General features: G+C 71.8%; 18 protein-coding genes. 3 read left to right on the top strand and 15 right to left on the bottom strand.

The annotated features are described in order from the left end of the window. Positions 1–119 precede the first annotated feature (119 nt). From BIU94_RS04265 to BIU94_RS04205, 13 genes are all read right to left on the bottom strand, one after another. Positions 120–1,340, bottom strand: a complete 1,221-nt coding sequence (locus BIU94_RS04265; protein ID WP_139196292.1) for an FtsQ-type POTRA domain-containing protein — start codon at positions 1,338–1,340, stop codon at positions 120–122. Further along, complete coding sequence (gene murC / locus BIU94_RS04260) at positions 1,337–2,740, bottom strand: UDP-N-acetylmuramate--L-alanine ligase (protein ID WP_071254543.1); 1,404 nt, start codon at positions 2,738–2,740, stop codon at positions 1,337–1,339. Before murC ends, BIU94_RS04265 begins: the two co-directional genes overlap by 4 nt. Next, positions 2,737–3,885, bottom strand: coding sequence for an undecaprenyldiphospho-muramoylpentapeptide beta-N-acetylglucosaminyltransferase (murG, locus tag BIU94_RS04255; RefSeq protein ID WP_254784748.1), 1,149 nt, complete (start codon positions 3,883–3,885; stop codon positions 2,737–2,739). The genes murC and murG overlap by 4 nt, the downstream gene beginning before the upstream one ends. Then, positions 3,882–5,150 carry a putative lipid II flippase FtsW gene (gene ftsW / locus BIU94_RS04250; RefSeq protein WP_071254540.1) on the bottom strand — a complete coding sequence of 423 codons (1,269 nt, stop codon included), beginning with the start codon at positions 5,148–5,150 and terminating at the stop codon, positions 3,882–3,884. The genes murG and ftsW overlap by 4 nt, the downstream gene beginning before the upstream one ends. After that, entirely contained in the window at positions 5,113–6,645 is a 1,533-nt protein-coding gene (murD, locus tag BIU94_RS04245; RefSeq protein WP_083404572.1) for a UDP-N-acetylmuramoyl-L-alanine--D-glutamate ligase, read from the bottom strand. The genes ftsW and murD overlap by 38 nt, the downstream gene beginning before the upstream one ends. Then, positions 6,635–7,738 carry a phospho-N-acetylmuramoyl-pentapeptide-transferase gene (gene mraY, locus BIU94_RS04240; protein WP_071254536.1) on the bottom strand — a complete coding sequence of 368 codons (1,104 nt, stop codon included), beginning with the start codon at positions 7,736–7,738 and terminating at the stop codon, positions 6,635–6,637. Before mraY ends, murD begins: the two co-directional genes overlap by 11 nt. Next, positions 7,735–9,240, bottom strand: a complete 1,506-nt coding sequence (gene murF / locus BIU94_RS04235; protein ID WP_071254534.1) for a UDP-N-acetylmuramoyl-tripeptide--D-alanyl-D-alanine ligase — start codon at positions 9,238–9,240, stop codon at positions 7,735–7,737. Before murF ends, mraY begins: the two co-directional genes overlap by 4 nt. Further along, the gene (locus tag BIU94_RS04230; protein WP_071256198.1) at positions 9,237–10,862 is read right to left on the bottom strand and encodes a Mur ligase family protein; all 1,626 of its coding nucleotides are present in this window, start codon (positions 10,860–10,862) and stop codon (positions 9,237–9,239) included. The genes murF and BIU94_RS04230 overlap by 4 nt, the downstream gene beginning before the upstream one ends. A gap of 14 nt (positions 10,863–10,876) precedes the next feature. Further along, positions 10,877–12,646 (bottom strand): penicillin-binding protein 2, encoded by a 1,770-nt coding sequence (locus BIU94_RS04225; RefSeq protein ID WP_083404571.1) that lies wholly within the window; start codon positions 12,644–12,646, stop codon positions 10,877–10,879. Positions 12,647–12,707: 61 nt separating this feature from the next. Next, complete coding sequence (locus tag BIU94_RS04220) at positions 12,708–13,424, bottom strand: hypothetical protein (protein WP_071254533.1); 717 nt, start codon at positions 13,422–13,424, stop codon at positions 12,708–12,710. Position 13,425: 1 nt separating this feature from the next. Beyond that, positions 13,426–14,385, bottom strand: coding sequence for a 16S rRNA (cytosine(1402)-N(4))-methyltransferase RsmH (rsmH, locus tag BIU94_RS04215; RefSeq protein WP_139195940.1), 960 nt, complete (start codon positions 14,383–14,385; stop codon positions 13,426–13,428). Between the two features lie 106 nt (positions 14,386–14,491). Continuing rightward, positions 14,492–14,923, bottom strand: a complete 432-nt coding sequence (gene mraZ, locus BIU94_RS04210; protein ID WP_071254530.1) for a division/cell wall cluster transcriptional repressor MraZ — start codon at positions 14,921–14,923, stop codon at positions 14,492–14,494. Positions 14,924–15,752: 829 nt separating this feature from the next. Next, positions 15,753–16,160: a DUF3040 domain-containing protein gene (locus BIU94_RS04205; RefSeq protein WP_071254529.1), complete on the bottom strand. Its 408-nt coding sequence runs from the start codon at positions 16,158–16,160 to the stop codon at positions 15,753–15,755. A 111-nt stretch (positions 16,161–16,271) separates the two neighbouring features. Here BIU94_RS04205 and BIU94_RS04200 point away from each other — a divergent pair, with 111 nt between their 5' ends. Next, complete coding sequence (locus BIU94_RS04200) at positions 16,272–17,390, top strand: polyprenyl synthetase family protein (protein WP_071254528.1); 1,119 nt, start codon at positions 16,272–16,274, stop codon at positions 17,388–17,390. Positions 17,391–17,461: 71 nt separating this feature from the next. Here BIU94_RS04200 and BIU94_RS04195 read toward each other — a convergent pair whose 3' ends face one another. Next, the gene (locus BIU94_RS04195) at positions 17,462–17,749 is read right to left on the bottom strand and encodes an Rv2175c family DNA-binding protein (protein WP_042537451.1); all 288 of its coding nucleotides are present in this window, start codon (positions 17,747–17,749) and stop codon (positions 17,462–17,464) included. 240 nt (positions 17,750–17,989) lie between these two features. Between BIU94_RS04195 and BIU94_RS04190 the strand changes: the two genes are divergently transcribed. Beyond that, positions 17,990–19,300 carry a LysM peptidoglycan-binding domain-containing protein gene (locus BIU94_RS04190; RefSeq protein WP_071254527.1) on the top strand — a complete coding sequence of 437 codons (1,311 nt, stop codon included), beginning with the start codon at positions 17,990–17,992 and terminating at the stop codon, positions 19,298–19,300. A gap of 82 nt (positions 19,301–19,382) precedes the next feature. After that, positions 19,383–21,431 (top strand): Stk1 family PASTA domain-containing Ser/Thr kinase, encoded by a 2,049-nt coding sequence (pknB, locus tag BIU94_RS04185; protein WP_071256191.1) that lies wholly within the window; start codon positions 19,383–19,385, stop codon positions 21,429–21,431. Between the two features lie 443 nt (positions 21,432–21,874). Here the strand turns inward: pknB and BIU94_RS04180 are convergent, their stop codons facing one another. Further along, positions 21,875–23,260 (bottom strand): class II 3-deoxy-7-phosphoheptulonate synthase, encoded by a 1,386-nt coding sequence (locus BIU94_RS04180; protein ID WP_071256189.1) that lies wholly within the window; start codon positions 23,258–23,260, stop codon positions 21,875–21,877. Positions 23,261–23,347: the final 87 nt, after the last annotated feature.

The following is a 23,347-nucleotide window of genomic DNA, read 5'->3' as shown; positions in this document are numbered from 1 at the left end:
TGAAGTTCAGGGGCAATGCTGGTAGTTGTGGTGCTGGCTCCGACGCTACGGGTGCGCTCGGCGCACTGTCGCCTCGCCACGCCGCGTGTCGCCGATCGCGCCCGGCATTTCTCCGTCGCTCACCGCTTCGCGCGGATGACGCCGTTGTCCGGGGCGGACACGTCGTACTCGACGACGACGCCGGGGTTCCGCGCCTCGTGGTCCTCGACGAGGGCGGCGAGCAACGCGGCCTTCGCCCGCGGGTCGTCGGGACTCCCCCACACGACCGTCGACTTGTCGCGCAGCGTCAGCGTCACGTCGTCGGCCGTCGAGCCGGCGACCCGGGTGACCTGCGACCGCACCGAGGACGGCAGCGCGAGCACGACCTCGGTCATCGTGCGGAAGCTCATCGACCCGAGCTCCGCACGCGCGATGTCGGCGAGCGGCATCGTGTCCGGGCGCTTCGGCGACGACTGCACGACGATGCCCGCCGGGTCGACGAGGTCGAACGTGCTCCCCGACTTCACGGCGACGACCGGGGTGCGCTCGGTGACCGTGATGACGAGCGTGTGCGGCGGGGCTTCCTCGGTCACGTAGCTCTCGATGAGCGGGAACCCAGCGACGTCGCGCTTGATCGCGTCGAAGTCGAGTCGGGCGAGCGGCGTGCCCACCTGGTCCGACAGTGCCTGCCGCAGCGCGGACTCGTCGACGCGGTTCGTCCCCTTCACCTCGATCGTGCGGAGCGCCATGAGCGGCGAGTAGACGGCGACCAGGATCGACGCGCCGAGCACGACGACGATGCCCGCCGCGGTGGTCCACGCGGCACGACGGTGGCGGCTCCTGCGGGTGAACCGCCGGACCTCGGCGCGTTCGAGGAGCCGACGGCGGCGCTTCGCGATCCGTGCCTCGCGGGCGGTCTCGGCGGCGCGGACCCCGGTGCCGACGGGCGCCGTGAGCACGTCGGTGACCTGGGCGTCGCCCGTCGCCGGTTCGACCCGGCGTGCGCCCTCGACCCGCGGATGCGACTCGTGGTCCTCGTCCGGCGTGTACTCGCGCAGCCGGTCGGCGACGGTGGACAGCCCGGCGCCGAAGCGGCGGCCGGCAGCACCCGCGATGGCGCCGACGCGGTCCCGCGCGGAACCGGCGGTGTCCTCGGGTGCCGGGGCGGACGTCGGGGCCGGGGCGTCGTCGGACGCGACGGCCGCGTCGGACGCCGGCCGGGCCTCCTGGCCGTCCGTCGAGCGGCCGCGGAACGGCAGCCGCGGCATCGAGGGGGCACGACGCTGCCGGGGCGCCGCGGCGTCCTCGGCCGGGGCGTCCGCGCGGGCGTCCCCCTCGTCGAATCCCTCGGGTCGCCTCACCGGGACAGCGCTCCTAACACCTGCGGGATGATCCGGTACACGTCGCCGCAGCTCAGCGTCATGATGATGTCGCCGTCCTCGGCGACCGCGGCCGCGCGGGCCGCCGCCTCGTCCCAGTCGGGCAGGAACTCGACGCGCGACTGGTCGGCGAAGCGCTCCTGCACGAGGGCGCCGGTGACGCCGGGCTCCGGGTCCTCGCGGGCGCCGTATACGTCGAGGACGACCGTGTGGTCGGCGAGCTCCTCGTAGACCTTCGCGAAGTCCCCGGCCATCAGGCGGGTGCGCGAGTACAGGTGCGGCTGGTGGATCGCGATGATCCGGCCGTCGCCGACGACGTTGCGGGCGGCCCTGAGCGCCGCGGCGACCTCGGTCGGGTGGTGGGCGTAGTCGTCGTAGACCGAGACGCCGCGCTCGACCCCGTGCAGCTCGAAGCGGCGCTGGGTGCCGCCGAACGCCTCGAGCCCGCGGATCGCGTCGGCTGGGGCGACGCCGAGGCCGGTCAGGACCGCGAAGGCGCCGACGGCGTTGATCGCGTTGTGCCGGCCGGGCACGCGGAGGGTGAGGTGGTGCGCCTCGCCACCGGCACGGAAGTCGACCTCGACGCCGGCGGACTCGGTGATGCCCTCGATGCGGACGTCCGCGTCGACGGCCTCGCCGAACGTGACGACCTCGGGGGCGTCCGGACGCTGGCGGATGCCGGCCGTGACCGTCTTCGCGCCGGCGTCGTCGCTCGAGATGACGACGCGCTCGCTCGCCTTCGCGGCGAACTCGACGAAGGCCTCGGTGAACGCCTCCTCGCTGCCGTAGTGGTCCAGGTGGTCGGCGTCGACGTTCGTGACGAGCGCCACGGCGACGTCGTAGAGCAGGAACGAGCCGTCGGACTCGTCCGCCTCGACGACGAACAGGTCGCTCGAACCCGGGGCCGAGCTCGTACCGAGGGACTGGATGACCCCGCCGTTCACGTAGCTGGGGTCGAGGCCGAGCTCGACCATCGCGGTGACGATCATGCCGGTCGAGGTGGTCTTGCCGTGCGCACCCGCGACCGCGACGAGGCGGTGCTCGGCGATGAGGGCGGCGAGGGCCTGCGACCGGTGCAGGACCGGCAGGCCGCGGCGCTGCGCTTCGAGGAGCTCGGGGTTGTCCGGCCAGAGGGCGCTCGTGACGACGACCGTGTCGGCGTCGGCGAGGTTGGCGGCGTCGTGCCCGATGTGCACCGTCGCGCCGAGGTCGCGCATCGCACCAGTGGTGTCGGTCTCACGGGCGTCGCTGCCGGACACCCGGTGGCCGGCCGCGAGGAACATCCGCGCGATGCCGCTCATGCCGGAGCCGCCGATGCCGACGAAGTGCACCGTGCCGAGGTCGTCCGGGATCGGCTGCGTCAGGTCCGGCTTGATGGTCATGCTTCCTCCGTGGTGCTGGCGGGGCGGGGCGCGTCCCCGGTCCCGTCGGGCGCGTGCCCGACTCCGTGCTGCGTGTGCTTCGCCGCGTCGAGGACGAGGTCGGTCATGCGGTCCGCTCCGTCGCGGTGGCCGACACTGCCCGCGCGGACCGTCATGTCCGCGATGCGGGAGCGGTCCTGCAGGATCGTCAGGAGCTGGAACGTCACCCAGTCCTGGTCGAATTCCCCGTCGGCGACGAGCACCGCGCCGCCGGCGTCGACGACGTCCTTCGCGTTGTGCCGCTGTTCGCCGTTGCCGACCGGGTACGGCACGAGCACGCTCGGCAGCCCCACGGCGGTGAGCTCGCAGACCATGCCGGCGCCGGAGCGCGACACCACGAAGTCGCTCGCCGCGTACGCCAGGTCCATGCGGTCGCAGTAGGGCAGCACGTGGTACCCGTCGAGGTCGCTCGGCCCGATGTCCGACTTCGCACCGACGACGTGCAGCACCTGCCAGCCGGCACCGACGATGGCCGCCGCCGACCGGTTGACGGTCCGGTTGATGCTCCGGGCGCCCGACGACCCACCGGTGACGAGCAGCACCGGGCGGTCCGGGTCGAGTCCGAACTCGGCGAGGCCCTCGGCCCGCGACGCTCGACGGTCGAGCGACTCGATCTCGCGGCGCAGCGGCATGCCGACGACCCGGCCGTGGCGCAGCCGCGTGTTCGAGAAGGTCAGGCCGACGTGCTCGGTGAGGAACGCCGCGAGTCGGTTCGCGAGCCCGGGCTTGGCGTTCTGCTCGTGCACGACGATCGGCGTGCCGGTCCGTCGGGCCGCGATGTAGGCGGGTGCGGCGGCGTAGCCGCCGACCCCGAGCACGACCTCGATCCGCTCGTCGCGGATGAGCTGTTCGGTCTGCCTGACCGCAGCGGCGAACCGCTGCGGGAACCGCAGGGCCGCACCGTTCAGGCGGCGCGGGAACGGCAGGCGCGGGATCGTCCGCAGCTCGTACCCGCGCATCGGCACGAGTCGGGACTCCAGGCCCTCGGCGGTGCCGAGCACGAGCACCTCGGCGTTCGGCACGCGGTCGGTCAGGCGGTCGGCGACCGCGAGCAGGGGGTTGACGTGGCCGGCGGTGCCGCCGCCGGCGAAGAGGTACTTGCTCACCGGAGTCGTCCGTTCGTGGTGGTGCCGTCGAGGGGTGCGGTCGTCGGCCGCGGGTCGTGCTTGCCGGGCAGGTCGCGCGCGAAGGACAGCACGACGCCGATCGCGACGAGCGTCATGATGAGCGCCGACCCACCGGCGGAGATGAGCGGGAGCGGGACGCCGAGCACGGGCAGCAGCCCGAGCACCACGGCGATGTTGACGAGCGCCTGGCCGATGATCCACGCCAGCACGCCGCCGGTGACGGTCTTCACGAAGGGGTCGCGCGACTGGCGGATGACCTTCATCATGCTGATGGCGAGCACCACGAACAGGGCGAGCACGACGATCGCACCGATCAGCCCGAGCTCCTCGCCGATGATCGCGAAGATGTAGTCGTTGTCGGCCTCGGGCAGCCACGACCACTTCGCCTTGGAGTTGCCGAGCCCGACGCCGAAGACGCCGCCTGATGCCAGCGCCCACATGCCGTGCACGGGCTGCCAGCAGAGGTCCTGGAACGCGTTCGAGTCGGTGCAGCCGGACAACCACGCGTCGATGCGCACCCGGCGGGAGCTCGACGCCATCGTGACGAACGGCAGCATCACCGCGAAGGCGAGGACCCCGACGAGCAGGTGCCGCGCGCGGGCACCGCCGACGTAGAGGGCGCCGAGGACCAGCAGGAGCATGATCATCGCGGTGCCCTGGTCGCCACCGAGGACGACGAGCCCGAGCGACACCATCGAGGCGATCCCGATCGGGATGAAGACCTCTTTCCAGTCGTCGAGCTTGTCCCGCTTGACGTACATGATCGCGCCGATGCCGAGCGCGAGTCCGAGCTTGACGACCTCGGACGGCTGCGCGGTGAAGGATTCCCCGATCTTGATCCAGTTCCGGTTGCCCTGGATGTCCAGACCGAGCGGCGTGAAGACGAGCAGCTGCAGCACGAGGGCTGCTCCGAGCAGTCGCATGGCCCACTTCCGCCACCAGCGTGCCGGCACGCGACTCGCGATGAGCATGAGCGGCACGCCGAGCACGGCGTACAGCCCCTGGCGCGATGCCGCCCCGAAGAAGTCGTGGGTGGCGGCGTACTGCTCGACGCTCGACGACGACAGGACCATGACGACCCCGAAGACGACGAGGAACAGGGTCACGCCGAGGATCGCGTAGAAGGTGCCGGACTCGGCGACGAAGACGTTCTTGACGGCGACGATCGCGCCGTTCGTCCGTCGGGACGTCCCCGTGGGCCGTGCGTTACGGCTGTTCGGGAGATCCGTCGGTGTGGTCGCCATCCGCGTCTCCTCCCAGGTGCTCGTGGACCGCCGCCGCGAAGCGCTGCCCCCGGTCGGCGTAGGAGCCGAACTGGTCGAACGACGCGGCCGCCGGGGCGAGGAGGACCGTGTCGCCCGGTCTCGCGACCGATGCGGCATGCCGGACCGCCTCGGGCATGACCTGATCAGTGTCCGTCGTCTCCACCTGGAGCACCGGCACCGTGGGCGCGTGTCGCGCGAATGCCTCGAGGACCGGCGTGCGGTCGGTCCCGATCACGACGACGGCGCGGACGGAGGGGCCGAAGCGGGCGACGAGCCCGTCGACGTCGACGCCCTTGAACAGGCCGCCGACGATCCACACGACCGTGTCGAAGGAGGCGAGCGACGCCGTCGCCGCGTGCGGGTTCGTCGCCTTCGAGTCGTCGACCCAGGCGATCCCGCCCGACTCGGCGACGCGCTCGGTGCGGTGGTGGTCGGCTCGGAAGGCGCGCACGGCGCCCTGGATCGCGTTCGGCTGCACGGTGCCGGCCCGGGCGAGGGCCGCTGCGGCGAGCACGTTCATCGTCATGTGCGGGCTGGCGAGCCCGGCGACCTCGAGGTCGGCGAGGGTCGCGAGCTCGAAGGCGCTGTTCCGGCGGTCCTCGGTGAAGGCTCGGTCGCAGAGGACGTCCTCGACGATGCCGACGTCACCGGGTGCCGGCACACCGGGCGTGAAGCCGACGGCCCTGCAGCCCTCGACCACGTCGGCCTGCTCGACCATGTGCCGGGTGACCTCGTCGGTCGTGTTGTAGACGCACGCCATCACGGTGCGCTCGTAGACCTTGGCCTTGGCGGCGCGGTAGGCCTCGGCGGAGCCGTGCCACTCGAGGTGGTCGTCCGCGATGTTCAGGCAGGCGCTCGCGAGCGGCACGACCGCGCCGTCGCCGGAGGTCGCCATGTAGTGCAGCTGGTGGCTGGAGAGCTCGACGACGAGCACGTCGTAGCCGTCCGGGTCGCGGACGACGTCGAGCACCGGCACGCCGATGTTGCCGCAGGCCACCGCCCGCAGCCCGCCGGCCTCGTACATCGCCGTGGTGAGCTGCGTGGTCGTGGTCTTCCCGTTCGTGCCCGTGATCGTGATCCACGGCGCCGCGACCGGGCCGCGGACGACCTTGTCGCGCACGCGCCAGGCGAGCTCGATGTCGCCCCAGACGACGCTGTTCGCCACGGCCCACTGCACGGTCGGGTTGTGCGGGGGCAGGCCCGGCGACACGACGACGACGTCCGGCGCCTGCTGCACGAGGGCGTCCGGCACCGCGTCGAGCGGCGTCTGCACGAACCGCGCGCCGATGACGTCGAGGAGCTCGACGCTGTCCGACGGCGCGTCGGTCGAGTAGACCGTCACGGCGCTGCCGAGCTCGACGAGCGTGTCGGCCACCGAGAACCCGGTGGCACCGAGGCCGAGGACGGCGACGTCCAGTCCCTTCCACCCCTCGGCGTACCAGCTGTCGAGCGAGGCGAGACGGTCAGCCGACACGGGCGATCCATTCGAGGTAGAAGAGGCCGACACCGGCGGCGACGAAGAGGCCGGCGATGATCCAGAAGCGGACCACGACGGTCACCTCGGCCCACCCCTTCAGCTCGAAGTGGTGGTGCAGCGGGCTCATCAGGAAGATGCGCTTGCCGTGCGTGATCTTGAAGTACGCCCGCTGCAGGATGACCGAGCCGGTGACGATGAAGAACAGGCCACCGATGAGGACGAGCAGCAGCTCGGTGCGGCTGAGGATCGCGAGACCCGCCAGTGCTCCGCCGAGACCGAGCGAGCCGGTGTCACCGAGGAAGATCTGCGCTGGCGACGTGTTGTACCAGAGGAAGCCGATGAGCCCACCGCAGACCGCGGCGGCGACGACCGCCAGGTCGAGCGGGTTCGACACCGTGTAGCAGGCGTCGGCGGCCCGCTCGTCGAGACGCGCTCCGCCGCAGAGCTGGTTCGACTGCCAGAAGCCGATGATGACGTACGAGCCGATCGCCAGGATGCTCGACCCGGTGGCGAGGCCGTCGAGGCCGTCCGCCACGTTCACGCCGTTCGACGTGGACACGGTGAGCAGCACGATCCAGGCGAGGAACAGCACGGTGCCGATGACGGTGCCGAGCGCCATGAAGTCGAGCCACGGGACGTCGCGGATCGCCGAGATCATCGTGGACGCCGGCGGCTTGCCGTTCGACGTCGGCACGACGAGGGCGATCGTGGCGAAGATCACGCCGACGATGACCTGGCCGAGGACCTTGGCCCAGCCGCCGAGGCCGAGACTGCGCTGCCGCCGGACCTTGAGGAAGTCGTCGATGAAGCCGACGAACCCGAGCCCGACCATGAGGAACAGGACGAGCAGGCCGGACAGCGTGACCGAGTCGCCCCCGACCAGGTGCCCGACGAAGTACCCGATGACCGCACCGATGATGAGCACGATGCCGCCCATCGTGGCGGTCCCGCGCTTGGTGTGGTGCGACTGCGGACCGTCGTCACGGATGAACTGTCCCCAGCCGAGGCGGTGGAACAGCTTGATGAAGAACGGGGTGAGCAGCAACGTGAACACCAGCGACACAGCGCCGGCGACGAGGAGCGCGATCATTCGGTGACACCTCCGAGGCGGTCGCCGAGGAATCGCAGTTCGGCAGACTTCGAGGACTTGACGAGGACCACGTCGCCGGGGCGGAGCATGTCCTGCAGGGTGTGGACGGCGTCGTCGACGTCCTCGATGTACACGGACTCGCCGTCCCACGATCCCTCGAGGGTGGCGGCCTGGTGGATGGGCATCGCGCCGCGGCCGACGACCACGAGCTGTCCGATGCCGAGGCGGACGACGAGCCGACCGATGCGGTCGTGCTCCTCGACGGAGTACTCCCCGAGCTCGGCCATCTCGCCGAGCACGGCGACGGTCCGCTCCCCCGGACGCACGATCTGCGCCAGGGTCCGCAGCGCCGCCGCGGTGGAGTCGGGCGACGCGTTGTACGCGTCGTTGATGACGGTCACGCCCTCGGGGCCGCCCTGGAGCAGCTCCATGCGCCAGCGCTCGGCACGCGTCATCGACGCGAGCGCCGCGGCGCCGTCGGCGAGCGGGACGCCCCACTGATGGGCGACCGTGAGCGCGGCGGACGCGTTCATGGCGTGGTGCTCACCCAGGATCGCGAGGCGCACGTCGACGTGATCCGGGCCTCCCGGTCGGCCGCCGTCTGCAGACGGGTCGTCCGCTGGTACGGGAGGCGCGGTGAGGGTGAAGCGGGTGCCGCTGCGGTCCGTCTCGATGCCGGTGATGCGGTAGTCGGCGTCCGCCGACGTGCCGAAGCCGACCACCTGGGCGGCCGTCAGGTCGCGCATCGACGCGACCCGGTCGTCGTCGACGTTGAGCAGGGCGGTGGCGGTCGCGGGCAGGTCGGTGACCATCTCGGACTTCGCGCGCTGCGTCGCCTCGATGCCGCCGAACTCGCCGGCGTGCGCCAGGCCCACCTTGAGCACGACACCGGTGTCCGGCTCGGCGATCGAGACGAGCTTGGCGATGTGGCCGACGCCGCTCGCCCCCATCTCGACCACGAGGTACCGGGTGTCGTACGTGACGCGGAGCATCGAGATCGGTGCGCCGACGTGGTTGTTGAACGACCCCTGCGGCGCGACGGTCTCGCCGTGCTGCTCGAGGATCGTGCGGAGCATGTTCTTCGTGCTCGTCTTGCCGTTGGAACCGGTGATGCCGACGACGCGCAGGGGCGCCGGGCGGCCCTCGGCGTCGACCCGGTCGGCGGAGGCCGTCCGGACGCGCGTGACGACCTCGTGCGCGAGCGCGGCGAGGGCGGCGTACCCGTCGGCGACGACGATCTGCGGCGCGGTCGTGTCGACGCGCTCGGGTGTGATCACCAGTGCTGCGCCGGCCTCGGTCGCGGCGGGCACGAAGCGACGTCCGTCGGTGACCTCGCCGGGCAGGGCGAAGAAGACGCTGCCGGGGCGGACCAGGCGCGAGTCGGTCTCGACCGAGCCGTCGACGACGAGGTCGCCGGGCTCGGCGACGTCGGTCGCCTGGGCACCGCCGATCAGCTCGCCGTCGACCGCGCGGGCGATCTCGGCGAGGGTCAGGGCGATCATCGGATGTCCTCCGCCGGGCCGGCGTTCGGCTCCCAGCCGGCCTCGCGCAGGGCCGCACGGGCCTCGTCGCGGGCGGAGTACGGCGTGCGGACGCCCTGGATGTCGCGGTAGTCCTGGTGGCCGGGACCGGCCCAGAGGATCGAGTCGCCCTCGCCGAGCAGGCTCACCGCCTTGCGGATCGCCGCCTCGGGCGGACTCACCTCGTACAGCTCGTGGTCCGGGTAGGCCTCGCGTGCGGCGTCGACCAGGGTCTTCCGGATCGACGCGGCGTCCTCGAAGCGGGGGTGGTGATCGGTGACGACGAGGACGTCGCTGCCGGCAGCTGCCACGCGCGCCATGTCGCCGCGCTTGGTCGTGTCGCGGTCGCCGTCGGCGCCGAACAGCATGAGGACCCGGCCGGCCGTGAACTGGCGGACCGCGGCGAGGGTGTTCTCGAAGGCGTCGGCGCTGTGGCCGAAGTCGACGTAGACGCTCGGGCCGTGCTCGCCGGACACCCGCTCGGTGCGACCGGGCAGGTAGCACTCGATCGCGGACACCGGACGGTCGTCGCCCTGGTCGGCGTACTGCCGGTGGTTCGTCTCGAGCGCCTGGGCGATCGCGCCGAGCTCGAAGCCGCCCTCGACGAGCATGACGATCGCCAGCGCGGCGTTCGCGGCCATGTGCCAGCCGATGAGCGGCACGCGGGTGGTCAGCTCGCGGCCCTCGGGACCGGTCAGGCGGAACTCGGTGTACGCGGCGTGCGCCTCGACGATGTCGACGTGCCACTCGGCCTCGACGTCCGGGTGCACGGTGATCGTGGTGACCGGGATGCGGGAGTCCTGCACCACGCGGTGGCCCCAGTCGGTGTCCAGCGAGACGACGCCGCGACGGGCGTGCTCGGGCTGGAACAGCGGGAGCTTCGCCTGGTAGTACTCCTCCATGTCGGCGTAGTCGTCGAGGTGGTCGTGCGACAGGTTCGTGAACGCCGCGACGTCGAAGACGATCCCGTCGACCCGGTGGCGGCTGAGGGCCTGCGCGCTGACCTCGACCGCGACCGCGCGCACCTCGCTCTCGCGCATCCGGGCGAGGAGCGCGTGCATCTCGCTGGCCTCGGGCGTGGTCAGGCGGCTCGTGACGCTGAGCGAACCGATGTGGCGCTCCGCGGTCGAGCTGAGGCCGGTGACCAGGCCGAGCTGCTTGAGGATCCCCTCGAGGATGTACGACGTGCTCGTCTTGCCGTTCGTGCCGGTGACGGCGAACAGCTGCGGCAGGTCGGTCGCCTCGTCCGGGTGCGTGCGGTAGACCCAGGCCGCGACGTCGCCGAGGGCGGCGCGCGGGTCGTCGACGACGAGCACCGGCAGGCCGGAGGGCTCGACGAGTGCGACGCCGTCCTGGTCGGTGAGGACCGCGACGGCACCGCGCTCGGCGGCCTCGGTCGCGAACTGCGCACCGTGGCGGTTGGCGCCGTGCACACCGACGAACAGGTCGCCCGGCTGCACCTCCGTGGCGCTCAGGGTGACACCGGTCGTCTCGACGGCGTCGACCGAGCCGACGACTCGCATGCCGAAGGCGTTGGCGAGTTCGGCGACGGCCCTCGGGGTCGGGTGTTCGGGTCGGAGGACCGGGGGGATCCGTGCGGACAAGTGTTCCTTCTTCCTCACCACGTCGACGGGTAGAGCTTCGCCGGCGTCGTGGAGGGGGCTACTCGGTACTTCTCGAGCACCTGGGACATGAGGGTTCGGAACGCCGGAGCCGCACCACTGGACCACTTGTTGGTCTGCGGCTTCGTGAACGTCACCGTGACAACATACTGGGGGTCCTCGGCGGGTGCCATTCCGGCCACCGACGTGATGCGCTGTCCGCCGTAGCCCTTCGAGCCCTCGGCGACCTCGGCCGTACCGGTCTTGGCGGCGATGTTGTAGCCGGAGATCCGCTCCATGCCGACGAGCGTGCCGCCCGTCACGACGCTCTGCAGCATCTGCGTGGTCTGCTCCGCGGCGGACGCCGACACGACGCGCTGCTTCTGCACGTCGGGCGCGTCGATCGTCGTGCCGTCGGCGGTGGTGCAGCCCGTGACGAAGTGCAGCGGGATGCGCACGCCGTCGTTGGCGATGGTCTGGAAGACGCTCGCGACCTGCACGGCCGTCGTCGAGATGCCCTGGCCGAACATCGAGTTGATGTTCGTCTGCTGGTCCCAGTCCGGCGTCGAGCCGTAGTCCATCGACGGCTGGCCCGGGTAGTCGATCGCGCTCTCCGGCTCGAACAGGCCGAACTTCTTCATGTAGTCGTAGCGCTGCTGGGGCGTCAGCCGCTCGCCGAGCTCCGTGATGCCGACGTTCGACGAGTTCTGCAGGATGCCGGTCAGGGTCAGGTTCTCGGTCTGGTGGAACTCCGAGTCCTGGATGCGGCCGCCCCAGGGGAACGTGCGGGAGTAGGGCACGACGGCCTGGTCGGTGGGGCTCGACTTGCCCTGGTCGAGCAGCGCCGCGGCGATGGCGGCCTTGATCGTGGAGCCCGGCTCGTACGAGGCCGTCAGCGCCCGCGAGCCGAAGGCACCCTTGTCCGTGGTGGCGTCGACGTCGTTGGGGTCGACGGTCGGCCAGTCGGCGACCGCCAGGATCTCGCCGGTCTTGACGCTCGTCACCGTCGCCGTCGCCGACTCCGCCTGCAGCTCCTTGCCGGCGGACGCGATCGTCTGCTGCGCCATGTACTGCAGGTCGCTGTCGATCGTGGTGTGGAGGGTGCCGCCGTCCTTGGCCTTCGTCTTCGTCACGGTGCTGCCGGGCAGCTGCACGCCGTCCTCGCCGCGCTCGTACGTCTCGGAACCGTTCGTGCCCGCGAGGCACCGGTTGTACGCGTACTCCAGGCCGGCCTGCGCGCCGTCGGTGCCCATGAAGCCGGTCAGGTTGCCGGTCGTCGCCCCAGCCGGGTAGACCCGGGCCGCCTGCTGCTCCTTGTAGACCCACGGGATCTCGAGCGCCCGCACCGCCTCGAAGTGCTTCACGTCGAGGCCCTTCACCAGGTACGCGAAGTTCGACCGCGGGTCCGCCGCGATGTTCTGCCGCATCGTCGCTGCGTCGCCCCCGGACGCCTTCGCGAGGGCCTGGAGCGCCGTGTCGACCGAGACCTGCTTCTTGCGCGTGCCGCCGAGCTTGCCCGTGAACTTCTTGACGAGCCGGGGCGCGGTGGTGATGTTGTAGCGCGTCACGCTGTCCGCCAGGGCGGTGCCGCTGCGGTCGACGATCGACCCGCGGGTGCCGTAGACGGTCACCGGGATGCTGCGCTTCGCCGCCGACTGCTTGTTCATCTCGGCCGCCTGCACCACCTGGATGTCGACGAGCCGCACCACGAAGACGCCCACCAGGGCGATCACGGCGAGCATCACGATGCTGTAGCGCAGTCGGCGGTTGCGGATCGTCCTGGTCACGCGTGCGGTCCTTCCCGGGGTGGTGCTGGGTGGGGCTGGAGGGGAGCGTCAGCCCCGTCGGTCACCGGGTCGAGGGCGCCTGGAGCTGGTTCGCGTCGGACTCTACGGAGGACTTCGACGAACCCCCGTCCGACGCGCTGGCGTCGGAGGTCTTCCCAGAGGGAGCGGCCTGGGCGGGCTGCTCCGTCGTCGCCGCCTCGTCCGTCTTGTCGGTCGTGTCCGTCGTGGTGGTCTTGTCCGTCTTGTCCGCCTTGGCGGTCTTGTCCGTGCCGGACGTCGTGCTGCCGGGCTTCGCGGCGAGCGGGACGTCGTCCAGCAGGGCGTTCGGTACCTGGTTGTCCGTCGACACCGTGGACTCGTCCGGCTTCGCCGGCGTCGGCGTGCCGTAGACGCGGCCGGTCTTCGGGTCGAGGTAGACCGGGGTCGAGTTGGCGATCATGCCGAGCCCCTGCGCGTTGCGCGCCAGGTTCTGCGGCGAGTCCAGCACCCGGAGCTCCTCGGACAACGACTGCTGCGTCCGGGACAGGTCGGTCCGCTCGGCGCTCAGCGAGTCGAGCGTGTACGCCCCCTGGCTGAGCACCATGCTGATGCCGAGCTGGGCGAGCAGCAGGATGCCGAGGGCCGCCACGGCGACCACGGCGTAGCCGATGCGCGGACGGGCCCGACGCTGCGCCTTCGACGGCGTGACCTCGACGAGCTCCGGGCGGTGCTGACGGTCCGGGCGCGGGGCCCGCGACGGGACGACGGCGGGGTCGACGAGTGCGAGGTTCGTGCTCATGTCACTTCCGGATCCGCTCGGCCGCGCGCAGGCGCACGGGGGTTGCTCGGGGGTTGGCGGCGCGCTCGGCCTCGTCGGCCAGCTCGGCGCCCTTGACGACCAGTTCGTACGTCGGCCGGTGCTCGGGCAGTTCGACCGGCAGCCCGGCGGGGGCGCTCGACTTCGTGCGCTCCACGAGGGCCCGCTTGACGATGCGGTCCTCGAGCGACTGGTACGACTCGACGACGATGCGTCCGCCGACCGCGATGGCGTCGAGCGCCGCCGGGATCGCACGTTCGAGCACGCTCAGCTCGGCGTTGACCTCGATGCGCAGCGCCTGGAACACGCGCTTGGCGGGGTGCCCCTGCCGCTGGACGGCGACCGGGGTGGCGTCGTGCAGCACCTGGACCAGGTCGCCGGACATCGTGAAGGGCTTGCTCGCGCGACGCTCGACGATCGCCCGGGCGTACCGACCGGCGAGCTTCTCCTCGCCGTAGCGCTGGAAGATCCGACGCAGCTCGCCCTCGTCGTAGGTGGCCAGCACGTCGGCGGCGGTCTGCCCCTCGGTCCGATCCATCCGCATGTCGAGCGGGGCGTCCTGGCTGTAGGCGAAGCCGCGCTCGGCACGGTCCAGCTGCAGCGAGCTCACGCCGAGGTCGAAGAGCACGCCGTCGACGGTCGTGAAGCCCTCGCCCTCGATCGCGTCGACGATGCCGTCGTACACGGTGTGCACCAGGCGGACCCGGTCGCCGAACCGGGCGAGCCGCTCCCCCGCGATGCCGAGCGCGTCGGTGTCGCGGTCGAGACCGATGAGCGTCAGCTCCGGGAAGCGCTCGAGCAGCCCCTCGGAGTGCCCGCCCATGCCGAGGGTGGCGTCGACGACGACCTTGCCCGGCCCCTCGAGGGTCGGCGTGAACAGGTCGACGATGCGCTCGAGCATCACCGGCGTGTGCGGGAACTTCGGAGTCTCGTCCTCGGCCATGTGCAGCCCCTCGTCTCCTGGGCCGCGGGTCCGGATCCCCATCCATGCGACCTGACATCGGGGAAGTGATGTCAGGGCTCCACGGCTGGGAGTCCCGATCCACGGATCAGAAGATCCCCGGGATCACCTCCTCGTCGTTGTCGGCGAACGCCTCTTCGGCTTCGGCGTAGTAGGCCTCCCACGCGGTGGTCGACCAGATCTCGGCACGGTCACCGCTGCCGATGACCGTCAGGTCCCGCTCGAGCCCCGCGTACTCGCGGAGGTTCTGCGGGATCGTGACGCGGTTCTGCTTGTCGGGCTGTTCCGCGCTCGCTCCCGACAGGAACAGGCGCATGTAGTCCCGGGTGCGCTTCGACGTCATCGGGGCGGTCCGGATGCGCTCGTGGAGTTCCTCGAACGTCCGGGCGCTGAAGACCACGACGCAGCGTTCCTGCCCACGGGTCATCACGAGTCCCCCGGACAGTTCGTCCCGGAACTTGGCGGGCAGGATGACGCGACCCTTCTCGTCGAGCTTCGGGGCATGGGTACCGAGCAGCACGTCGGGCCTCCCCTCCGCTCCACCGGACCGTTGCATGCCCCACTTTACTCCACTCCCCTCCCCCTGCCCAGGTTCCCGCTCCCTTTTCGGCCCGCGACACCCCTTCTGGGGGCGCTCCGGACGGCCACCGGGCCCACCGGCGGTCCGTCGAGGCCCGCAACCGCGCGGATCGGCGCTCGTGGGGCGTCGGTGGAGCGAAGTGGAGGACTTTCGCAGCCGGTGGAGCACGTCAGGGCGCGGCGAGGTCGCTGAGGTCGCACTCCGGACCGGATCCCGGTGGCCGAAGCGGGTCGGAGTGCGATCTCACCGGCGCCCGGAGGCCGAGGCGCGGACGCCGGGGTGCGGGCGGACGGTCTCGCCGGCGAGAGGTCACGACATGCCGCACAAAGTCCGCCGAGGTCGGTCGAACTGTCGCCCGCGCCGGCCTCGCGCGACAGTTCGTGCAACCTCGGCGCCAGCCGGAGGCGAAACGCCGGCACGCCGGGGCGCGGCGAGGTCGGTGAGATCGCGGTCCGGACCGGATCCCGGTGGCCGGAGCGGGTCGGAGTGCGACCTCACCGACGATCGGAGGCCGAGGCGCGCAGTCAGAGACGCTGGCGAGAGGTCACGACATGCCGCACGGACTCCGCCGAGGTCGCTCGGACCGTCGCTCGCGGGGCCCCCAGCGACAGTTCGTGCGACCTCGGCGCCGACCGAGCCGGACCGACCGGACCGGACCGGACCGGCTCTGCCCTGCTCGGTCCGGTCCGGCCCGTGCGACACCGCCCCCCGGGAACACAGAACGGGGCCGGCCCGAAGGCCGACCCCGTGGAGGACTGTGGAGGGAGCGCTAGCTCTGGTCGTTCCGCTTGTCCCAACGCTCGTTCATGCGGTCCATGAAGGACCCGCCGCCGTTCGACGACCGCGACGACCCACCGGACCGGGCGGACCCGCCGTTGGAGGGGCGTCCGGACCGCGGCGCCTTCGCCTTCGGAGCGCCGAGACCGGGGCGCAGGGCGAACAGCACGCCGGCGAGCATCACGACGAAGCCGAGGATGCCGAGGAGCGGTGCCTTGATGGCGAGGCCGACGATGACGACGGCCACACCGGCGAGGGCGCCGAGCACCCCGAGCGTGATGGACGTGTACGTCGGACGGCCCTGTCGACGTGTGACACGCGCCACGAAGTCGGAATCGTTCTGGTAGAGGCTGCGCTCCATCTCTTCGAGAAGGCGCTGCTCCTGTTCCGAGAGCGGCATCTTGGTTCCCTCTGTTCCTGGGATCGACGCGGGGTTGGTGAACCGGGCTGGAAAACACTCGTCTTGAGTGGGCCGATCCTACGTCCGGACCACTCCACTAGGCTAGGCACCGTGGCTGAGAGTACGCGATTAGTGGACCTCGTATCGGCGCGTATCGACCGGGCACTCGACGAGCAGCGTGAGCGGCTCCTCGCGATCAGCCCCGACCTCGCGCCGTTCGACCAGTACGCCCGAGACCTGCTGTCCGGCGGCAAGCGCTTCCGGGCGCTGTTCTGCTACTGGGGTTGGCAGTCGGTCGCGGGGCGCTCCGGCTCGTTCGACCCCCTCGCCGAGGGTTCGCGACAGACCACCGCCGAGGCCGTCGTCACCGTCGCCGCCGCGCTCGAGGTCTTCCACGCCGCAGCCCTCGTGCACGACGACATCATGGACCGCTCGGACACCCGCCGTGGGCGACCGGCGGCGCACCGCCGCTTCGAGTCCCTGCACCAGGAGTCCGGGTTCACCGGTGACCGGGCGCAGTACGGCACGAACTCGGCCCTGCTGCTCGGCGACCTGCTGCTGTCCCTGAGTGACTCCGTCTTCGACGAGGGCCTGGCGCTGCTCGACCCGGTCCGGGCACGGATCGTCCGCCAGGAGTTCCACGCGATGCGCCTCGACGTCACCGCCGGGCAGTACCTCGACGTGCACGAGGAGACCGCCTGGCCCGTCATCGACGAGTCCGAGCACCTGCTCCGCGCCCAGCGCGTCATCGTCTTCAAGTCCGCCAAGTACTCGATCGAGGCCCCCCTCGTCATCGGCGCACTCGTCGCCGGCGCGAGCGATTCGCAGCTCGAGGGCCTGCGGTCCTTCGGTCTGCCGCTCGGGGTGGCGTACCAGTTGCGCGACGACATGCTCGGCGTCTTCGGCGACCCCGAGGTCACGGGCAAGCCCGCCGGCGACGACCTGCGCGAGGGCAAGCGCACCGTCCTCATCGCGTCCGCGCGCAAGGCGCTGCCGAGCGGCCCCCGGCAGCTGCTCGACGAGCTCCTCGGCGACCCGGACCTCGACGAGGCCCAGGTGCAGATGCTCCGCGCCACCCTCACCGAGTCCGGTGCGGTCGCCGCGGTGGAACGATCGATCGACCGGCACGTCGCGCGCGCCAAGGCCGCGCTCGAGTCCTCCCCGCTCACGCCGTCGGCGCGCGACCAGCTCGCGTCGCTGGCGGACACGGTCAGCCGCCGCTCCGCGTAGACGCGACCCCGGAACGGACGGGAGGCCCGTGGCGACACCGCCACGGGCCTCCCGTCCGTCCCGGGGCGGGTCTAGAGCAGCGACTGAGCCACGCGGCGCACCTCGGCCTTGCGACCGGCGCGCAGCGCCGCGATCGGCGTCGTGCCCATCGCGTCGTCGACGGTGAGCATCCAGCGGACCGCCTCGTCGTCGGTGAAGCCGTTGTCGCCGAGCACGATGAGCGTGCCGCGGAGCTCGGGCATCGGCTCGCCGTCCTCCAGGAACTCGACCGGCACCCGGAGGACTCCGCCGACGCGGGCGGCGAGCAGGGTCTTCTGCTCGAAGAGTCGGTGGATCCGGCCGGGGCTGGTGCTGAACATGTCCACGAGTTCGGGGACGGTCAGCCAGCGCTCGGAGAGGGTCAGGTCGTCTGCGGGTGCGGCACTCACACGCCCATGGTGCCAGAGCGCGCGCCGGTCCGGCGCGACCTCGTTCGTCACACCAGTCACACGCGTCACGTCCGACTCTCTGGTTGACTTGGAAACCACACCATGCCAGCGTGGGGCCACCTGTGAGTGCGCGCACGCACGAGCACGGCTCACCGAGGTCAGGAGAAACCCGTGGACAACGCCGCAGACGACGCCGCCCGGCGCGCGCGATCCGCCCGCTTCGCCACCGTCCCCATCGTCCTCGCGGGGACCATCGCGGTGACCGCCGGACTCACCGGCCCCGTCGCGCACGCCGAACCGCGGCACGACGACCAGGACGCGAACCACAAGCGCCACGTCGACCAGGACCGCACCGTCGGCGACCGCCCGGTGTTCAGCACCGCCGTCGCCCGGCCGGCGCAGACCGTCGTGACCACCGTCGCGGCGACCGCCTCGGTGCCGTCCTCGTACACGGTCCGCCAGGGCGACACCGTGTCCGGCATCGCCGCCCGCTTCGGCCTCTCCGCGCAGGAGGTCCTGGTGCGCAACGGCCTCGGCTGGAACACGATCATCCACCCGGGCCAGACCCTGCACCTCGCCTCGACGCCCGCGGTCACCACCGCGTCCACCCGCACGTCGGGGGCCGCGACGTCGGGCGCCACCGCGTCCACCGGGTCGAGCACCTCGAGCTACCACGTGAAGTCGGGCGACACGGTCTCCGGCATCGCGTCCCGCGTGGGCGTGTCCACGTCGGCGCTCCTGTCGGCGAACCGGCTCTCGCAGCGCAGCGTCATCTACCCGGGCCAGACCCTCCGGGTGCCGCACGGCGCCACGACGTCGGCGCCGTCCTCGACGGCGTCGTCCACGTCCGGCTCCGGCGGGTCGTCGGCGTCGCGTGCGTCCTCGGTGAAGATCGCCGCGGGCGACACCGTCGGCTCGATCGCCGCCGCGCACCACGTGTCGGTCGCGTCGCTCCTGTCCGCGAACGGCCTGAGCTACACGAGCACCATCTACGCGGGCGGCACCCTCGTCCTGCCCGGTGCCACGTCCACCGCCGTCGCCGCCGCGCCCTCCGGTGCCGCGGTCAGCTCCGCCGTCGGGCTGAGCGCCCAGCAGCGGCAGAACGCCGCGACGATCGTCGCCGTCGGACGCTCCCTCGGTGTGCCGGACCGGGGCATCGTCGTCGCCCTCGCCGCCGCGATGCAGGAGTCGAGCCTCCGCAACCTCGCGCACGGCGACCGTGACTCGGTCGGCCTGTTCCAGCAGCGTCCGAGCCAGGGCTGGGGCAGCGCCGCGGCCCTGCAGGACCCGACCCACGCCGCGAAGCTCTTCTACGGCGGCCGGTCGAACCCGAACGCCGGCACGACGCGCGGCCTGCTCGACGTGCCCGGATGGGCGTCGATGAGCATCACGGACGCGGCCCAGGCCGTGCAGCGTTCCGCCTACCCGAAGGCCTACGCCCACTGGGCGAGCGCCGCCGAGGGCTGGCTGGCCACGCTCTGAGTCTCATCCGCAAGATCGAGATTGCATCACGACCGGTGCGTCAGTGCGGCCGTGTGCAGTCTCGATTCGTAGAATGCCGCCGATGAGCACGAACGCCGCCACGGATCCGATGATCGGTCGCATGATCGATCAGCGGTACCGCGTCCGCTCCCGCATCGCGCGCGGGGGCATGGCGACCGTGTACCTCGCCACGGACGTCCGCCTCGAACGGCGCGTCGCGATCAAGATCATGCACGGGCACCTGGCGGACGACCAGGCGTTCCGGGAGCGCTTCATCCAGGAGGCCCGTTCCGCGGCCCGCCTGTCGCACCCGAACCTCGTCGGCGTCTACGACCAGGGCGCCGAGGACGACACCGCCTACATCGTCATGGAGTACATCCCCGGCATCACGCTGCGGGACCTGCTCCAGGAGCACCACGCCCTGACGCCGGAGCAGGCGACCGACATCCTGCGGGCCGTGCTCGCCGGACTCGCCTCGGCGCACCGCGCCGGCATCGTGCACCGCGACCTCAAGCCCGAGAACGTCCTGCTCGCCGACGACGGCCGGATCAAGCTCGGCGACTTCGGGCTCGCCCGTGCCACCACCGCGAACACCGCGACCGGTGCGGCGCTCCTCGGCACGATCGCGTACCTGTCCCCCGAGCTCGTCACCCGCGGCGCCGCGGACTCGCGCAGCGACATCTACGCGCTCGGCATCATGCTCTACGAGATGCTCACCGGCGAGCAGCCCTACAAGGGCGACCAGCCGATGCAGATCGCCTACCAGCACGCCAACGACACCGTGCCGCTGCCGAGCGCCGCGGTCGACGGCGTGCCGCCCGAGCTCGACGACCTCGTCGCCTGGGCGACCGCGCGCAACCCCGACGACCGCCCCCGCGACGCCCGCGAGATGCTCGACCACATGGCCGGCAACCAGCAGCGCGCCACCGGGCAGTACCGGACCGCGGTGCTCCGACCCGAGAACGCCACGGCGATCCTGCCCTCGGGCGGCGGCGGCGCCGGCTCCGGAGCGGGTGCCCCTGCTTCCCCGCCGGCCACCGACGCGACGGCCGTCATCCCGCGCGACCGCGCCACCGACCCCGGTCGTCCGGCGCGGGGCCGGAACGCGCCGCCCGGACCCCGGCGCACCGGTTCGCAGCCGGGAGCGCTCTCCCCCGCCGCGCAACGCCTGGCCGACTTGTCCGGCAAGCGGCGGAAGCGCGGCTGGGCCGCCCTGGCGATCGTCGTCGTGCTCGCCCTCGTCGCCGCCGGCATCGCCTTCTGGTTCGGGCCGGGCCCCGGTGGCAACGTGCGGATCCCGGCGGTCGCGGGCAAGTCGGTCTCACAGGCCCGGCAGCTGCTCGAAGCGCAGGGCCTGCACACGGCGTCGAAGACCGGGACACGGTTCGACGCCGTCGTCGCGAAGGGACAGGTGTCGGCCACGGAACCGGCCGCGGCGCGCGAGGTCCGGAAGGGCACCGCCGTCCGGATCGTCGTGTCGAACGGTCCGCGGATGATCGCGCTCCCGGCGATCGTCGGCCAGCCGCTGTCCACCGTCACCGCTGCCCTCGACGACGACTTCGAGCTGCAGGACGACCGCTACCAGTTCTCCGCCGACGCCCCGGAGGACACCGTCATCGCGGCCACCGGGCGCGGAGCTGACGGCGAACGCCTCGACCTGAGCACCGTGAAGGCCTACGGGGAGACCGGGCCGGTCACGCTCACGGTCTCCCTCGGTCCGGTCCCGGACCTCGCGGGCAAGACCGTCGAGCAGGCCACGGCAGCGCTCGACGACGTCGGCCTGGTGCTCGGCGCGCAGACCGAGGAGTACGACGAGTCCGTACCGCAGGGGCAGATCGTGTCCGCCTCGGTGCAGGACTCCCCCGTCGTCCGCGGCAGCACCGTCGACGTCGTCGTGTCGAAGGGTCCGACGCCCATCGTCATCCCCGAGGACGGCGTCGTCGGGGCGACCATCAACGAGGCCACGGCGACCCTGCGCGGACTCGGGCTCCAGGTCTCGGTACCGGACTGCACGAACATCCTCTGCGGCTTCTACGACTGGAAGTCGAAGCTCCCGGTCACCGGCACGGACCCCGGCGTCGGTGCCACCGTGCACCGGGGCGACACCGTCACCCTCGCGTACGACCAGTAGCGGGGCGACTGACACGTCGAAGGCTTCGCGAAAGCGACAGTCTGGCGCCACACATCGGCGGCACACTGTCGCTTTCGCAGAACGGCACCGCCGGCACCGCCGGCGCCGCGCGCAGCGGGCAGCGGGCAGGGCGAGCGGGGCGAGCAGTCCGATCCGCCACGGCGACACACGTCCGCCTGGCCCCGCCGAAGGCTCCGCGAGGGCGACAGTCTGGCGCCGCACATCGGCGAGACAGTGTCGCTTCCGCGGGACGGGACGGGACGGCACGGCGGGCGGCCGCGTCGGACGCGCGCGGCTGGCACTGGGCGCGACCGGCACGACGGACGGGAGGCACGGTGCGGGCCTGCCACGGGCCTCCCGTCCGGTCCGCGGCAGCGACAGGACCCCGCGAACTGCTCGCGGGGTCCTGTCGCTCTGCCGGGACCGACCCGACCTGCGTCGCGCTAGGCGCGGACGTGCGGGTGCGCGCCGAGCTCCTCGGCCACCAGGAAGGCGAGCTCGAGCGACTGCATGTGGTTGAGCCGCGGGTCGCACAGCGACTCGTAACGGGTCGCGAGCGTGGCCTCGTCGATGTGCTCCGAGCCGCCGAGGCACTCGGTGACGTCGTCGCCGGTGAGCTCGACGTGCATGCCGCCCGGGTAGGTGCCGACCTGACGGTGCGCCTCGAAGAAGCCGAGCACCTCGTCGACGACGTCGTCGAAGCGCCGCGTCTTGTAGCCGGTGGGCGTGGTGAGGCCGTTGCCGTGCATCGGGTCGGTGACCCACAGCGGGTTCGCGTCCATGCCCTTGATCGCCTCGAGCAGCTTCGGCAGCTCGTCGCGGATCTTGCCGGCGCCCATGCGGGTGATGAAGGTCAGGCGACCGGGCTCGCGGTTCGGGTCGAGCTTCTCGACCAGGGCCTGCATGTCGTCGACGCTCGTCGTCGGGCCGAGCTTCACGCCGATCGGGTTCCGGACGCGGGACAGGAAGTCCACGTGGGCACCGTCGAGGTCACGCGTGCGCTCCCCGATCCAGATGAAGTGGCCCGAGGTGTCGTACGCCTGGCCGGACCGGGAGTCGATGCGGGTCATCGGCCGCTCGTAGTCCATGAGCAGGCCCTCGTGCGAGGCGTAGAACTCGACGTTCTTCAGGGCGTCGAAGTCGGCGCCGCAGGCCGCCATGAAGCGGATCGCGCGGTCGATCTCCTGCGCCAGGTGCTCGTACCGGGCGTTCGCCGGGTTCGACGCGAAGCCCTTGTTCCACGAGTGCACCTGGCGCAGGTCGGCGAACCCGCCCTGCGTGAAGGCGCGGACGAGGTTCAGGGTCGACGCGGCGGTGTGGTACCCCTGCACCAGGCGGCGCGGGTCGGCCTGCCGGCTCTCCGGGGTGAAGTCGTAGCCGTTCACGATGTCGCCGCGGTAGGCGGGCAGCGTGACGTCGCCGCGGGTCTCGAAGTCGCTCGAGCGCGGCTTGGCGAACTGGCCGGCCATGCGCCCCATCTTGATGACCGGCATCGAGGCACCGTACGTGAGCACGACGGCCATCTGCAGGATCGTCTTGACGCGGTCGCGGATGGAGTCGGCGGTGGCACCGGCGAAGGTCTCGGCGCAGTCGCCGCCCTGCAGCAGGAACGCCTTGCCCTGGGCGGCGGCGGCGAGCCGCTCGCGCAGCTTGTCGACCTCGCCGGCGAAGACGAGCGGCGGCAGCGTGGCGATCTCGGCCGAGGCGGCCTCGGCCGCGGCGGGGTCCGGCCAGGTCGGCTGCTGCTTGATCGGGAGGGTGCGCCAGTAGTCCAGGCCCTCGATCGCGTCCGGATCCTGCAGGGCGACGAAGTCGGTCGACTCGGACAAGGGCGGTACCTCGGTGTTCTGTGCGATCGGCGCGGCGTGCACATCGGCGACGCCGTGCGCCCCGGGCGGGTGCCGGGACCATCAGAG

The sequence above is a fragment of the Curtobacterium sp. MMLR14_006 genome, assembly GCF_001864985.1.
Lineage (GTDB): Bacteria > Actinomycetota > Actinomycetes > Actinomycetales > Microbacteriaceae > Curtobacterium.
Note: the sequence above shows the minus strand (reverse complement) of the source record. Positions and strands in the feature narration are given on the sequence as shown.